The sequence below is a fragment of the Legionella impletisoli genome, assembly GCF_900639875.1.
GTDB classification, from domain to species: domain Bacteria; phylum Pseudomonadota; class Gammaproteobacteria; order Legionellales; family Legionellaceae; genus Legionella_A; species Legionella_A impletisoli.
The window spans coordinates 22,646-37,247 of sequence record NZ_CAAAIA010000001.1; the positions used below are offsets into that span (position 1 = coordinate 22,646).

Sequence of the window (14,602 nt, forward strand, 5' to 3'; positions counted from 1 at the left end):
GTAGGTTGGGCTAAACGAAGTGCAGCCCAACAAAGAGCTCTAAAATAAAATTCCTAGGGTTACATTTCGTCCTTCGCTTAATAGCACATTAAATGTTCGGCATGCAGCACCCAAGGACATCGCTTCTACGCCAATTCGCTGCTGTGATAACGGCAATAACACCTGGACAGGCAACTGGGCTTGTGATTTAGAATGGCCAATCAGAATAACTTCGGGGTTGGTATCCAGTATGGGTTTCATCAATTCCATATCCAATGACTGCACCGTGGTTGCTTCCCAGGTCGTAATAATATGCTCCCGGCAAACGATTAAATTAGAATGATAAAGTTCTTGATTAATTTTAACTTCATGCTCTGAATAAGATTGGATGCTGTTTAGTTCGGCAGGTTCTTTATTAATTTGCATGGTGGTATTCAATTATTCATTAATTTATACTGGAACAAGTATATCATAGAGGTTACTAAAATGAGTCAATTTCCCCGGATTAAACGCCTGCCTCCTTACGTCTTTAATACCTTGACCGAACTCAAAGCAGCTGCTCGAGCACGCGGGGAAGATATTATTGATTTTGGCATGGGAAATCCAGACTCACCTACGCCCGATCATATTGTGGATAAACTAATTGAAACCGCAAAACGCCCAGATACTCATCGCTATTCAATGTCAAAAGGGATCCCTCGTCTTCGGCGCGCGATGGCTTCTTGGTATAAACGTCATTACGATGTGGAGTTAGATAGCGATACTCAAATTGTGACTACCATCGGTTCAAAAGAAGGCCTCGCGCATCTTGCTTTGGCTATTTCAGGACCAGGCGATACGATTTTGGTACCTGATCCGGCTTACCCCATTCATACCTATGGGTTTGTCATTGCTGGAGCCAACGTGAAACAAATTCCTTTAGTCGATGAATATCAATTTTTGGATGCCGTTCAGCAAGCGATTGCTCAAACCTGGCCTAAGCCTAAGGCGTTGGTTATTAACTTTCCGGCGAATCCGAGTACGCACTGTGTGGAGTATGATTTTTTTGAAAAAGTAGTCGCCTTGGCTAAGGCACATCACCTTTGGATTATACATGATTTAGCCTATGCCGATATTGTATTTGATGGCTACAAAGCCCCTTCGATATTGCAAGTACCAGGCGCTATTGAGGTTGCGATTGAAACGTATTCACTATCCAAATCGTACAATATGCCAGGTTGGCGTGTGGGGTTTGCTTGTGGAAATGAAGAATTAGTGGCCGCATTGACTCGCATTAAATCTTATCTTGATTACGGGATGTTTACTCCGATTCAAGTTGCGGCAATTACGGCATTGGAAGGAAGCGATGCATGTGTGCATGAAATTCGTGACGAATATGAAAAAAGAAGAAACGTGCTTTGTGAAGGACTAAATGAACTTGGCTGGGAAGTTGAAAAGCCAAAAGCCACGATGTTTGTTTGGGCTCCCATACCAGCTCCCTATCGTGAAATGGGATCGCTTGAGTTTAGTAAGTACCTTTTAAATAAGGCCTCGGTTGCTGTTTCTCCTGGTATTGGTTTTGGTCAACAGGGCGATTCCTATGTTCGATTTGGACTTATCGAAAACACACAACGTATACGCCAGGCCTTACGGAATTTAAAAACGTTATTTCGCGCAGATGGGTTGTTGCAAGTAGGATAGTTATGCACGTTGTAATTAATGCTGAGATAGATGCGCTACCTCAAAATGCCAACTTAATTTCTAATGGGGGTAATTTCTACGCGCATGTATTAGCCTGCGTAGGTTATCCGATAGATGCTTTGCCGGTTGGAGCACTTTTAGCGAAACAATTTGAGCTATCCGGTGAGTGGCTCGTGGCGTCTCCAGTCTATTGGGAAGCGACCCATAATGATGCGCTCATGAAAGCCAGCGGCGCAGATCTTCATTTTTCTGAAAAAGAAAGCGAAGCCTGGTTTATTGCCTTTACTGAGTTTGTGCGCGTGGACGGTTTTGAGACCTACTTTGTAGATAAGCATACCTGGCTGTTACGTTGTGATGAAAAGCCCCCGATTGTTTCAATCCCGATTCATCACGCATTACATCAATCGATGATGCCGTTATTGCAATCGTTGGATAACACGATGTATTGGCAGCGATTTATGACCGAAAGTCAAATGTTTTTAAGCAGCCATGCGCTTAATGAACAACGTAACGATTTTCCTATTAATGGAATTTGGCTTTGGGGAGAAGGGGAGCTGCATGAACAGGGGAAAAAACCAATTTTGGCTCAGACCGAATCGTTGGTGAGGTTAGCACAAATCCTTTCTAAACATTCAAAGCGCTACGAGCCAAGTTATAGACCCACAAAGGATAGTCTTTTATTATTTGATGATCTAAAGGATGAGTCGCTATTCCAGTTACAACAACAATTAAAAAACAAGTCCGTGCAGTGGTTTTGGAACAATGCAGTGTATCAAACACGTTCCAAACGATGGTTTGCACGCTGGAGGAGTTAAGAGCTTATGCAAATAAAGCAGCGAACAGTACCCCCCAATTTGCCTAATTTAACCGTCGCTCATCCCGTTTTGCAGCGAATTTACGCCGCACGCGGCATTGTTGATGACCGAGAGCTTGAAAAAAACCTTCGCGCTTTGCAGCCATTTGACGCATTGGTGGATATAGATAAAGCGGTCGTTCGGCTTCATGAAGCTATCGAGGAGCAGCAACGGATTTTAATTGTAGGTGATTTTGATGCCGACGGAGCAACCTCCACAGCGCTTGCCGTTTCAGCCCTTAAAAGCTTTGGTGCTAAACACGTTGAGTTTTTAGTACCTAACCGCTTTGAGTTTGGCTATGGCTTAACTCCTGCCATTGTCAACGTGGCAAGCCAATGGCGGCCCGATTTAATTATTACCGTCGATAATGGAATTGCCAGCATTGAGGGCGTGGCTGCTGCCAATGAAGTCGGTATGGATGTGTTGGTAACCGATCATCATTTACCAGGCGATACGTTACCCGAGGCGTGTGCCATCGTTAATCCAAATCAGGCAGGCGATTCTTTTTTGAGCAAATCGATAGCGGGTGTCGGGGTGATATTTTATGTGATGATGGCTTTGCGTCGTCATTTAATGAATCTGGATTGGTTTAAGTACACGGGTTTGGTTGAACCCAATATGGCACAATTTTTAGATCTCGTTGCCTTAGGAACGGTAGCTGATGTCGTTGCCTTGGATAAAAATAATCGTATTATGGTCAACCAAGGAATCGCAAGAATAAGAAAAGGATTGGTTCGCCCGGGTATTCGAGCACTGATTGAAGTCGCTGGTCGAAAGGTTGAGAAATTACGAGAGAGCGACCTAGGATTTGCTGTGGCGCCTAGATTAAATGCGGCTGGTCGACTAGATGATATGGCTCTGGGCATTGAGTGTCTTTTATCAGAAGATGAGCACAATGCCCGTCATTTGGCTGAAGCATTAGATGAGTTGAATGTTGAGCGCCGTAAAATAGAAACCGAGATGAAAGATCAAGCGTTGCAAGCATTGGATAAATTGGCTTCAACGGTTGAGAATCATACGTTACCAGAAGCGTTATGCTTAGTGGATAACGCCTGGCATCAGGGTGTGATTGGGATATTAGCTGGTCGATTAAAGGATAAGTTTCATCGCCCAGTAATCGCGTTCGCGCCCGTGAGTGATAAAGAATTGAAAGGCTCAGCTCGTTCGGTGGCCGGATTAAACATACGCGATGTGCTTGCAGCCATCGACAAAGATTTTCCAGGCCTTATAATAAAGTTCGGTGGTCATGCTATGGCCGCAGGCTTAAGTATTGAGCCTGAAAAATTTAAAGACTTCAAAACGTGTTTTATAGCTGAGGTTGCAAAGCATATTGATTTGAGTGTTTGTACGGGTGACGTGTTGACCGATGGTGCGTTAGCTCCCGATGAGTTAACTCTAAATCTAGCGTTGTTATTGAACGAAGCAGGTCCCTGGGGCCAGCACTTCCCTGAGCCAGTCTTTGACAATCGCTTTGAAATTTTAGATCAGCGTTTAGTTGGGGAGCGGCATTTAAAGTTAACCCTTATACATGAACAGGGGGGGGATGTGTTAGATGCCATTGCGTTTAATGTGGATTTGAATGCCTGGCCCAATTATCGTCTGAATCGAGTCCATGCTGCTTATCGATTGGATATTAATGAGTATGGTGGCAGAACCAAATTGCAACTGGTGATTGTTGCACTAAAAGCAGAGTAGGGCCTCTAAAACAGGTCTTAATTATGAGGAAAACGACACTATGTCGCCCACGTCAAAAGAAAATGCTTGTGATTTAATTTTATTCGGTGCCAAAGGCGATTTAGCTTCTAGAAAGCTACTTCCAGCGTTGTATCAATTACAAAAGGCAAATTTATTACCTAGGGATGGAAAAGTTATAGCCGTGGCGCGCGATGAACTTGGGCTCGAAGGATATTGCAAGCTTGTAGAAAATAACTTACGTAAATTTTTAAAAGAACCGTTTGAAGATGCGGTTTGGCAGCAGTTAAAGCCCCGAATTGAATACCTTTCAATTGACTTAAGTCGGCCCGATGATTATGCAAAGCTTATGACGCTCACAGAGCCGAATCAACGTTTAACGGTTAGTTATTTTGCAACACCTCCCTCTTTGTATGGGCCGATATGTCAAGGGTTAGCTGAAGTAGGGTTAGCCAACCCATCTTGCCGCGTGGTTATGGAAAAGCCCATTGGAAAGGATTTAGTTTCTTCAGAGCAGATTAACAATGAAGTAGCCCGGTATTTCGATGAGAATCAGATTTATCGTATTGATCATTATTTGGGAAAAGAAACGGTATTAAATTTGCTCGCACTTCGCTTTGCCAATACGATTTTTGCTTCTAATTGGGATCGCACGATGATTGACCATGTACAGATCACCGTCGCAGAAGAAGTTGGTGTTGAAGGACGATGGAGCTATTACGATGATGCGGGGCAAATGCGAGATATGGTTCAGAATCATTTGTTGCAAATTTTATCCCTGATTGCCATGGAACCCCCTGCAAGTTTAGATGCTGAAAGCATACGTGATGAAAAACTGAAAGTGTTAAAAGCTCTAAGACCTATTGATTACACAAATGTTAAAGAAAAAACCGTTAGAGGTCAGTATGTGAGTGGATTTACAGGCGGCCATTCAGTCCCTGGTTATCTCGAAGAAGAGGGCGCACGTGCTAATAGCCAGACCGAAACGTTTGTTGCATTGAAAGTGGATATTGATAACTGGCGTTGGGCTGGCGTTCCTTTTTATCTTCGGACCGGAAAACGTATGCCTAAAAAGCTTAGCGAAGTGGTCATTTCGTTTAAATCACAACCATTAAATATTTTTCATAAAACCATTAATGAGCTCCCCGCTAACAAATTAATTATCCGCCTCCAACCCGATGAAGGGGTTGAAGTTCAGATTATGAATAAAATCCCGGGCTTAGGTAAAAACATGCGTTTGCAACAAACCAAGCTAGACTTAAGCTTCGATGAAACCTTCAAATCTCAGCGCATCACGGATGCGTATGAGCGATTATTGCTTGAAGCAATGCTTGGCAATCAATATTTATTTGTTCGTCGTGATGAGGTCGAATACGCTTGGAAATGGGTTGATGGTATTATTGATGCTTGGCACAGCCATTCTGAAGCACCAAAACCTTATCAAGCAGGTACATGGGGCCCGGTTGCTGCTATTTCATTGCTTGCTCGGGATGATAGAAATTGGGACGAATAAGATGAAAATTCATTCTTTTGATAATGCTGAAACGTTAAATCATGATTTTGCAGAACAAATAGCCGCGGTGCTTCAACAAGCTATTGAACAGCGTGGTCAAGCTTATTTGGTGGTTTCAGGCGGAACGACTCCTAAGCCGTTATTTAAAAAACTATCCGAACGGCCATTAGATTGGAAAAACATCACCATCACACTGGCTGATGAACGAAAGCTCCCTGTGACGGCGGCCGATAGTAATGAGCGGATGGTGAGGGAGACCTTGTTGCAGAATTTTGCTTCCAAAGCTCGTTTTATCAGTCTAAATGATGAGAGCAAATCTTTTTTAGATATCGAGCAAACCATCGCGTTACTTCCCACGTTTGATGCGGTGATCTTAGGTATGGGTGAAGACGGTCATACCGCGTCGTTATTTCCTTGTAGTCCTGAAATCAAGATGGGCTTAGATGATGAAACGACTTCAGCGGTGCTAGAAGTTCATCCAATGTATGCTCCTTATCAGCGCATCTCACTGACGAAAAAAAGACTTTTAAATAGCCGCGTAGTGTTTTTGCACCTAGTCGGTGAAAAAAAACTGGCTGTATTTAACCAAGCATTAGAACGAGTTGATCCTTTAGAGATGCCTATTCGAGCGTTTTTACACCATCATCAATGCGATGTGCAAGTGATGTATTCTCCTTTGTAGTGATTAAGGAAGATGTATGAATAAAGTGGTCCACACGGTAACAAACCGTATTATTGAGCGAAGCAAACCTTTTCGAACCTTATATCTTGAACGAATCGAACAAGCTAAAAAGCTAGGCCCTCATCGCCATGCCTTAGGCTGCGGCAACTTAGCCCACGGCTTTGCAGCATGTCATGCTGCTGAAAAAAAAGATTTAAGAGAAAAAGCAAAGGTAAATATCGCTATTGTATCGGCTTATAATGATATGCTTTCAGCGCATCAACCCTATGAGTCCTATCCACAGCATATTAAAGAAGTAATTGCTCATGCAGGTGGAATTGCTCAATTTGCAGGTGGCGTGCCGGCTATGTGTGATGGGATTACTCAAGGCCAGCCTGGTATGGAGCTAAGCTTACTGAGCCGCGATGTCATTGCGATGGCCACAGCCGTAAGTCTTTCTCACAATATGTTTGATGGCGGATTGATGCTTGGTATTTGTGATAAGATTGTACCGGGTTTACTTATCGCGGCTTTAAGTTTTGGTCATCTTCCTTTTGTCTTTGTTCCGGCAGGTCCCATGCCTTCTGGATTATCGAATCTTGATAAAGCGCGAATTCGACAAAAATTTGCTAAAGGAGAGGTTGATAAAGAAGCGCTATTAGATGCCGAGTCCGCTTCGTATCATAGCCCAGGAACGTGTACTTTCTATGGTACAGCTAACTCCAACCAGCTCTTAGTGGAAATAATGGGATTGCATCTTCCAGGAGCCTCATTTGTTAATCCTAATACGCCTTTACGAAAAGCATTAACCGAAGCATCGGCTCAGCGAGTCCTTGAATTGACCCATCTTAGTGATCATTATTTACCGATTGGTAAACTGTTTGATGCAAAATCACTGGTCAATGGGATAGTCGGACTTCTGGCAACCGGTGGCTCAACCAATCATACCATGCATCTTGTTGCCATCGCTCGAGCAGCAGGATTTATCGTGAACTGGGATGATTTTGCTGAGCTATCTAAGGTAACCCCGCTGATTACTCGAATTTATCCGAATGGATATGCCGACATCAATCATTTCCAAAGAGCCGGTGGCATGGCTTTTTTAATTCATACCTTGCTTGAAGCCGGTTTGCTTCATGAGGATGTAAATACGGTAGCAGGTTTTGGATTGCAGCGATATACCGAAGAGCCGCAATTATTAGAAGGAAAATTATCTTGGGTAGCAGGACCCACTTTTTCCAAAGACAAAGAGGTATTAACCAGCGCTAAAGCTCCGTTTAATCCACAAGGTGGTCTAAGTGTATTAAGTGGAAACTTGGGACGTGCTGTTTTGAAAACATCATCCTTGCCAGAAGGTAAAGGTATTGTTCGAGCACCTGCCGTCGTATTTTTCAGTCAGGATGCGGTAGAAAAAGCCTTTAAAGCAGGGGAGCTTAATAAAGATTGTGTCATTGTCTTGTCATATCAAGGCCCCAAAGCTTGTGGCATGCCTGAGTTGCATAAATTGACTCCACTATTAGGTATTTTGCAAGACCGTGGCCATCAGGTTGCTTTGGTTACCGATGGAAGAATGTCTGGGGCTTCTGGCAAAATACCGGCGGCCATTCATCTGACACCCGAAGCCGCAGAAGGCGGACTCATTGGAAAAGTGCAAACTGGTGATTTAATTGCTATAGATCCCTTTAAAGGGGTATTGAATTTGGAGGTTTCTAAAGCAGAGCTAGATGCAAGACAGCTTGCAACTGCATCGCTCACTCATCATTATTCAGGGTTTGGGCGTGAATTATTTGGTGCATTACGAAAAGAGCTGAGTGGTGCAGAGCAAGGGGCTTGCAGTTTGTATGTCAGCGAGGCACAAGGATATGAGTGATCTTGTTATTGTTGCTGATATTGGGGGAACAAACGCGCGTTTTGCTGCGGTTGATTTAGAGACCATGCATTTAAGCCACCTCGTCGTGTATTCTTGTGCAGAATTTCCTTCATTTGAAGCCGTTTTTTCCCATTATCAGCACACGGTTGTTGGTCAACCCATAAAGCGAGCGGCCATTGCAGTCGCATGTCCCATTTTAGGGGATGAGATTTCAATGACGAATCTTCACTGGCAGTGTTCTATTTCTGCTTTAAAAGTAACATTGCAGCTTGAAGAGCTCATCGTAATGAATGATTTTATTGCTATTGCGATGAGTTTACCGGTTATTCCTCGAAATGAAACCGTTCAAATTGGTGGAGGAAAGACGCTTCCTGGTAAGCCCAAAGTCATTCTTGGTCCAGGAACGGGACTCGGCGTCTCATTTCTCATTTCGGATTCTGAAAAATATACTCCTTTAGGAAGTGAAGGCGGACACGTGGGATGGTGTGCTGAAACCGAACAAGAGCACTGTATTTATCGTTTTTTAAAGCGGCAGTTTGGTCGCGTTAGCATTGAGCGTGTTTTATCTGGTTCAGGCTTAGAGCAGATCTATTTGGCATTAGCCGAGTATTCCAATCTTTCTATAGCTCCACTATCTGCTTCAAACATTGCAACACTTGCTCTGCAAGGCGATGCATTGGCTAAAACTACGGTAGATCAATTTTTTGCAATATTAGGTAGTTTTGCAGGGGATTTGGCTTTAACACTCAATGCGTATGGTGGAGTTTATCTAGCGGGTGGGATGATTCCAAAGTTATTACCACAATTAAATGCCTTGAAATTTCGGGAGCGATTTGAAGCTAAAGGTCGTTTTAGCTCAGTTAATCAATCCATTGCAACGTTTGCGATCACGACCAAACAGCCAGGATTGCTAGGTGCGGCGTTATGTTTAAAGCAACAGGGGAACTATGAATACAATACAACAAACACAATGGCCGCTACAGCCTAGCGATCTGTTTAAATTCGGGCCGGTTATTCCCGTTATTGTGATAAACGATCTGGCAGAAGCGCTTCCATTAGCGAAATCACTTCTTGCCAAAGGCATTAAGGTACTTGAAATTACCCTACGAACGCCGGTGGCATTGGAAGCGATCCAGTTGATTCGTCGTGAAGTGCCTGAGGCTGTTACAGGAGCCGGCACGGTATTAAATGCCGGGCAGCTTAAAAAAGCTGAGCAAGCTGGCGCTCAGTTTGCACTAAGTCCTGGGTTAACCCCTGATTTACTTCTCGCGGGTAAGAAAGGCAATATTCCATTTATCCCTGGAATAAGTAGTGTTTCAGAGCTAATGATAGGACTTGAGTATGGCTATACTCATTTTAAATTTTTTCCAGCTGAAGCAAAAGGTGGAGTCCCCGCCTTAAAAGCGTTTTATGGCCCCTTCCCTGACGTAAGATTTTGCCCCACGGGTGGAATAAATGAAGAAAATTACCGCACCTATCTTGACTTACCAAACGTCGATTGCGTAGGGGGATCTTGGCTAATTTAGGTTAAAGACGTACTTCATCAGAAGCGTTAACGATTCATAAGCCAAATAATAATTGTGATGAGGATGCTCAAAATAATGCAGGTGGTAATTGGCAAATAAAAGGTAAACTGTCCCTTACGAATGACAATATCACCCGGTAAGCGCCCAAGTCCAAGCTTTTTAATGAATGGCCAGGTTAATCCCATTAATACGAGCAAGATCCCTATGACAATCAGTATTTTTTGCATGATGTTTCTAATCAAATTAGTGCTGGTGAGTGCTTTGTAGCGCTTCGAAAACTTTGAGTTGAAAAATACAATATAGCTAACGGCAATAACAATAAATAAAATGCTTTTTGGCCGCCAAAACTGCTGAATAAGTTGCCTGTAATAATACTACCCGTCGTGCCTCCTAGTGCTGAAAATATCACAATTAAACCAGTCATGGCGGCATGCTGCGATTTAGGAAGAGATGAAAGCATCACGGAATTAATGGCTGGATATATCGGTGCCATGAAAATCCCAATAATAGGCAGTAAATAAATGGCCAAAGGAGCGTTTTGCCAATTGACAGGGGTAGGTGGTCGAATTCCTTTGGTTACGGGCAGAATCACAATTAATAAGGTAGCCATCCCGATAATACAAATGGAAAGTAAGGTATGCCAAGCCATGCGTTTTAATAAAACACCTGCAAGCAAACGCCCCAGCGCCAAAGACCCTGCCATCAGTCCCGCCACTTGCACACTCATCGAACGAGGAATTCTTAAAATCTCATGGTTAAAGGTTGGTAGCCATGTGCTGATGCTTTGTTCAATGAGCACGTACATGAACGTGGATACAATAAAGATTAATACAAAAGACTGATAACTGAGTTTAAGCATGTCATTAAAATCCTGCCAGAATGTTGCTTTGCTCGGGGACTCAATTTTTGGAATGAGGGTGAATCGTAAGATAAATAAATTAATTAGGCATAAACTGCCCATCACCCAATAAACATTTAGCCACTCATGAGTTTTAATGGTTGAATCATGAATAAATAAACTAAAGAGCCAGTTTCCAACAAGCACTCCAAGCATAAAAAAACCTTCGATGGTATTGAGCAGGGACGCATGCTGACGAGGACTATCAGTGATGGTGCCAATGGTAGCGTAAACGGATACTTTTACCAATGCAAAACTTGCACCTAATGCTAAAAATAAACATTTTGTCGTCAAAAAGCCTGGTAATAGAGGCATAGCAAAGCAAGCCAGAGTAACGACGATGAGTCCTAGTTGTAGAGATAACTTATAGCCTAGTCTCGGCAAAAAAGAGGCCACAAAAAAAGAAACAATGGCGATGGGTAAATCTTTAAATCCTTCCAAAGTACTCGCGCTGTGTTTGGTGACATTATAGTGATGAATAACTTGCAGAATAACGGTACCCACACTATTTAGTAAGATGGCAAAGATGACGTATGTGAGTATCAATGCGAGTACCAGTGGCCATTTTTTCATTTTTTTACATCTCCTTCTGTACTGGATATCTCCTGTACGTAACACGACCGAAAACTAATTGCCGAAAACGCTCACAAAATTTTCTCAGTTTAAACGAATCATTTCGTATTGCAATCCATTTCAAAGGAAGTAATATTGGGCGCTATGAAAAAAAATTGAATTTAATGGTTTAGAAACGCTTTTTAAACATAAAATCAAAACACGTTGTAAGGGTTTATGAATGATTAAAAAAACAATAACTGGATTATTCCCGACTCACCCATGGAAACTCACAGTTGACCGCGCCATATTGCAACAACAATTACTAGCCGAGACTTTATTGGCTCAAGCGAATGGCTATATCGGCAGTCGCGGCACGTTTGAAGAGCCTGCGTTAGAAGGAATTCCAAGCTGTGAAGGCGTATATTTAAACGGAGTTTATCAAGAAGAACCCATTTCCTATGGTGAGTCTGCCTATGGCTTTGCAACGCATAACCAAAAAATGATCCAAGTTCCTAATGGTAAACGGATTACGATGACATTAGACGGGGAGCCCCTACATTTTACTGAGAAAACCGGCGAATCCATCCGTACATTAGATTTTCGCAATGGTCTTTTAAGTCGTACTCAAACTTGGACTACAACCTCCGGTAAAACGCTTCATCTTCATTCTCAGCGCTTTGTGTCTTTGGCAATTCAAAATCTCATGTGTATTCGTTATGAAATCACCGCTGAAAATTTTTCTGGCCCTTTAACACTCACATCCTCGCTGGATGCTGGCTATGACTTTCAAGTGAATAAAGATGATCCAAGAGTTGGCCGTCTTTCCATCGCAGACAGTTTAAGGTTGTTGAATAATGAACAAAGCGCTGGGTTTAATGGCTATTTGCATCAAGTTAACGATTCAGATTTTGTTATTGCAAGTGTTGCTTTCGATGAATTTAGTGTCGATGTACATTCAAACAATTTATTCAGTGCGTCTTCCTTACTTGAACAGCATTATGAACTGAACTTAACTGAAGGAAAACCGGTAACACTCTACAAATGGATTGGTTACAGTCATAGTCGCGACTTGGATGCGGCTCATAACCTACTTCAGTCATTAAAGAAAACAATTCAACAAGAAGCATCACTTGGATTTGAGCAACAGTTTTCGCATCATAAACAAGTACTAGAGGATTTCTGGCATAATGCGGATGTCGTAATTGAAGGGGATGAGCCCTTGCAACAAGGGATCCGTTTTAATCTCTTTCATGTGTTTCAATCTACGGGCCGAAATGGGCTTTCGAATATTGGCGCAAAAGGGTTAACTGGTCACGGCTATGATGGTCATTATTTCTGGGATACTGAAATTTATGTGATCCCATTTCTTTGTTTCACACAGCCTGAGCTCGCTAGAAAATTACTCGAGTTTCGAATTAATACACTGGACGGAGCACGAGCCAGGGCACGCGAAATGGCTCATTGTAAAGGAGCTTTGTATCCATGGCGAACGATTGGTGGGAGTGAATGTTCTGCTTATTTCCCTGCCGGTACGGCACAATATCATATTAATGCGGATATTGCATATGCTTTAAAATGTTACATCAATGCGACAGAGGATGAGTCCTTGCTTTGGCAAGGTGGTGCAGAGATGCTTTTTGAAACCGCTAGACTATGGTTGCAATTGGGGCATTTTAATCCTAAGCGTGAAGAACAATTTTGCATTGATGGGGTAACGGGTCCCGATGAATACACGGCTATTGTTAATAATAACTTTTATACCAATAGCATGGCAAAATCTCATTTATTGTTTGCTCTTGAGATGGCTTTGCGATTGAAAACGCATGATAAGACGCGGTTTGATGAATTAGCTCACCGAATTCATCTTGAGCCAGAAGAGCTTTCATCGTGGCAAAAGGCTGCTTTAAACATGTATCTTCCTTATGATGAAGCGCTTAAAATTCACAAACAAGATGATGGATTTTTAGATAAGGCAGTATGGGATTTTGAAAACACCCCAAAAGATAAGTACCCGTTGTTATTGCATTTTCACCCCCTCGTAATTTATCGCCATCAAGTTCTGAAACAAGCGGACGTGGTCTTAGCGATGTATCTACTTGATGATGAATATGACCAAGAACAAAAAAAGAGAAACTTAGCTTTTTATGAGCCACTTACCACCCATGATTCAAGTCTTTCAAGTTGCATTCATGCTTTAGAGTTTGCGGAAACGGGAGATTATGAAACAGCGTACGATTTCTTTGCTGACACCGTGCGTATGGATCTTGACAATCATCATGCCAACAGTGAATTTGGCGTGCATATCGCTTGCATGGCAGGCTCTTGGGCCTCCATTATTCATGGTTTTGCTGGATTTAGAGCACGTAAAGACCATGTGGTGTTTAATCCCTATTTACCAAAACAATGGAACAGTTATCAGTTTTGTTTGCGTTTTAAAGACAACCAATTGAAAGTGACGGTAGAGCGGAATTCTACGCACTATGAGCTGATTGATGGCCAGGCCATCCTGATTAAACTTGGAGAAAAAATGATTCACCTATCGCCAAGTTGTCCTATTCATCATGAAATTCAATCTAAGGAAATGTTTGCATGACCATTCAAGCTGTGATTTTTGATTTAGATGGCGTGATAACCGATACCGCTCTCTATCATTTTAAAGCATGGAAAAAATTGGCGGAAGGATTAACGATTTCTTTCAATGAAGAGGATAATGAACAATTAAAGGGCCTTGATCGCTTAACGTCATTAGAAACTATATTAAAGAAAGGAAAGATTGAGTGCACTGAGCAAGAAAAAAACGATTTAGCGAGAGAAAAAAATACTTATTATTTATCATTAATTGAAGCGATGTCGCCACAAGATATTTTGCCTGGCGCAGAACGAGTATTAAAAGAGCTTCGTGAGATGAACATTTTAATTGGACTAGCCTCAGCCAGTAAAAATGCTCATTACGTATTGAAAAAACTTGGTTTAACGCACTATTTTGATTATGTCGCAGATGCAAACGAGGTAAAAAATAGCAAACCTCATCCTGAAGTGTTTTTAAAGGTCGCTGAAGCCTTCAACGCTTCACCAGAAAATTGTATGGGTGTTGAAGATGCAGTGGCTGGAGTCCAAGCAATAAATTCAGCTTTAATGCATTCTGTTGGTATTGGTGATAAACACATTCTGAAGGAAGCAGATATCGTATTAAATTCATTAAAAGAATTTAACTGTCAGAAGCTACTTAAATTTTTTTCAGAAAGCGCCAAGGCATATCAGTAAAATCATAACGGAATAATTTATGGTTGTGTTTTCCCCGAGCAGACGGGAACAACACAGTTTGAATAACCTTTTCAAACTGTATATAGATAAAATGGTGCTCTTTTCTGTAA

13 protein-coding genes are annotated in these 14,602 nt (G+C 42.2%); 10 read left to right on the forward strand and 3 right to left on the reverse strand.

The annotated features are described in order from the left end of the window. Positions 1 to 39 precede the first annotated feature (39 nt). Positions 40 to 405, reverse strand: a complete 366-nt coding sequence (locus E1O41_RS00125; RefSeq protein ID WP_165481045.1) for an Mth938-like domain-containing protein — start codon at positions 403 to 405, stop codon at positions 40 to 42. A 60-nt stretch (positions 406 to 465) separates the two neighbouring features. Between E1O41_RS00125 and alaC the strand changes: the two genes are divergently transcribed. Genes alaC through E1O41_RS00165 form a run of 8 tightly spaced genes read left to right on the forward strand, consistent with a single transcriptional unit; the run spans position 466 to position 9,775 of the window. Then, positions 466 to 1,659 (forward strand): alanine transaminase, encoded by a 1,194-nt coding sequence (alaC, locus tag E1O41_RS00130; protein WP_131775280.1) that lies wholly within the window; start codon positions 466 to 468, stop codon positions 1,657 to 1,659. A 2-nt stretch (positions 1,660 to 1,661) separates the two neighbouring features. Continuing rightward, positions 1,662 to 2,474, forward strand: coding sequence for a hypothetical protein (locus E1O41_RS00135; RefSeq protein ID WP_131775281.1), 813 nt, complete (start codon positions 1,662 to 1,664; stop codon positions 2,472 to 2,474). Positions 2,475 to 2,480: 6 nt separating this feature from the next. Further along, the gene (gene recJ, locus E1O41_RS00140; RefSeq protein ID WP_131775282.1) at positions 2,481 to 4,208 is read left to right on the forward strand and encodes a single-stranded-DNA-specific exonuclease RecJ; all 1,728 of its coding nucleotides are present in this window, start codon (positions 2,481 to 2,483) and stop codon (positions 4,206 to 4,208) included. A 40-nt stretch (positions 4,209 to 4,248) separates the two neighbouring features. Further along, entirely contained in the window at positions 4,249 to 5,718 is a 1,470-nt protein-coding gene (gene zwf, locus E1O41_RS00145) for a glucose-6-phosphate dehydrogenase (RefSeq protein WP_131775283.1), read from the forward strand. 1 nt (position 5,719) lies between these two features. Next, on the forward strand, positions 5,720 to 6,400 hold the full coding sequence (gene pgl, locus E1O41_RS00150; protein WP_131775284.1) for a 6-phosphogluconolactonase: 681 nt from the start codon (positions 5,720 to 5,722) through the stop codon (positions 6,398 to 6,400). Between the two features lie 16 nt (positions 6,401 to 6,416). After that, positions 6,417 to 8,249: a phosphogluconate dehydratase gene (gene edd / locus E1O41_RS00155; protein WP_131775285.1), complete on the forward strand. Its 1,833-nt coding sequence runs from the start codon at positions 6,417 to 6,419 to the stop codon at positions 8,247 to 8,249. Further along, complete coding sequence (gene glk, locus E1O41_RS00160; RefSeq protein WP_131775286.1) at positions 8,242 to 9,237, forward strand: glucokinase; 996 nt, start codon at positions 8,242 to 8,244, stop codon at positions 9,235 to 9,237. The genes edd and glk overlap by 8 nt, the downstream gene beginning before the upstream one ends. Further along, on the forward strand, positions 9,197 to 9,775 hold the full coding sequence (locus E1O41_RS00165; RefSeq protein WP_131775287.1) for a bifunctional 4-hydroxy-2-oxoglutarate aldolase/2-dehydro-3-deoxy-phosphogluconate aldolase: 579 nt from the start codon (positions 9,197 to 9,199) through the stop codon (positions 9,773 to 9,775). Before glk ends, E1O41_RS00165 begins: the two co-directional genes overlap by 41 nt. Before the next feature lie 26 nt (positions 9,776 to 9,801). Here the strand turns inward: E1O41_RS00165 and E1O41_RS00170 are convergent, their stop codons facing one another. Together E1O41_RS00170 and E1O41_RS00175 are read right to left on the reverse strand one after the other, a co-directional pair. Beyond that, entirely contained in the window at positions 9,802 to 10,002 is a 201-nt protein-coding gene (locus E1O41_RS00170) for a DUF2905 domain-containing protein (RefSeq protein WP_131775288.1), read from the reverse strand. 11 nt (positions 10,003 to 10,013) lie between these two features. Continuing rightward, a complete protein-coding gene (locus tag E1O41_RS00175) occupies positions 10,014 to 11,246 on the reverse strand; it encodes an MFS transporter (protein ID WP_131775289.1) in 1,233 nt (410 codons plus the stop codon). 220 nt (positions 11,247 to 11,466) lie between these two features. On the opposite strand from E1O41_RS00175, the gene E1O41_RS00180 reads away from it, so the two are divergent. Next, on the forward strand, positions 11,467 to 13,821 hold the full coding sequence (locus E1O41_RS00180) for a glycoside hydrolase family 65 protein (protein ID WP_131775290.1): 2,355 nt from the start codon (positions 11,467 to 11,469) through the stop codon (positions 13,819 to 13,821). Then, positions 13,818 to 14,492 carry a beta-phosphoglucomutase gene (pgmB, locus tag E1O41_RS00185; protein ID WP_131775291.1) on the forward strand — a complete coding sequence of 225 codons (675 nt, stop codon included), beginning with the start codon at positions 13,818 to 13,820 and terminating at the stop codon, positions 14,490 to 14,492. The genes E1O41_RS00180 and pgmB overlap by 4 nt, the downstream gene beginning before the upstream one ends. Positions 14,493 to 14,602: the final 110 nt, after the last annotated feature.

Coding starts and splice junctions, on each gene's coding strand:
- E1O41_RS00125 (WP_165481045.1), bottom strand. CDS start 405: ATGCAAATTAATAAAGAACCTGCCGAACTAAACAGCATCCAATCTTAT.
- alaC (WP_131775280.1), top strand. CDS start 466: ATGAGTCAATTTCCCCGGATTAAACGCCTGCCTCCTTACGTCTTTAAT.
- E1O41_RS00135 (WP_131775281.1), top strand. CDS start 1,662: ATGCACGTTGTAATTAATGCTGAGATAGATGCGCTACCTCAAAATGCC.
- recJ (WP_131775282.1), top strand. CDS start 2,481: ATGCAAATAAAGCAGCGAACAGTACCCCCCAATTTGCCTAATTTAACC.
- zwf (WP_131775283.1), top strand. CDS start 4,249: ATGTCGCCCACGTCAAAAGAAAATGCTTGTGATTTAATTTTATTCGGT.
- pgl (WP_131775284.1), top strand. CDS start 5,720: ATGAAAATTCATTCTTTTGATAATGCTGAAACGTTAAATCATGATTTT.
- edd (WP_131775285.1), top strand. CDS start 6,417: ATGAATAAAGTGGTCCACACGGTAACAAACCGTATTATTGAGCGAAGC.
- glk (WP_131775286.1), top strand. CDS start 8,242: ATGAGTGATCTTGTTATTGTTGCTGATATTGGGGGAACAAACGCGCGT.
- E1O41_RS00165 (WP_131775287.1), top strand. CDS start 9,197: ATGAATACAATACAACAAACACAATGGCCGCTACAGCCTAGCGATCTG.
- E1O41_RS00170 (WP_131775288.1), bottom strand. CDS start 10,002: ATGCAAAAAATACTGATTGTCATAGGGATCTTGCTCGTATTAATGGGA.
- E1O41_RS00175 (WP_131775289.1), bottom strand. CDS start 11,246: ATGAAAAAATGGCCACTGGTACTCGCATTGATACTCACATACGTCATC.
- E1O41_RS00180 (WP_131775290.1), top strand. CDS start 11,467: ATGATTAAAAAAACAATAACTGGATTATTCCCGACTCACCCATGGAAA.
- pgmB (WP_131775291.1), top strand. CDS start 13,818: ATGACCATTCAAGCTGTGATTTTTGATTTAGATGGCGTGATAACCGAT.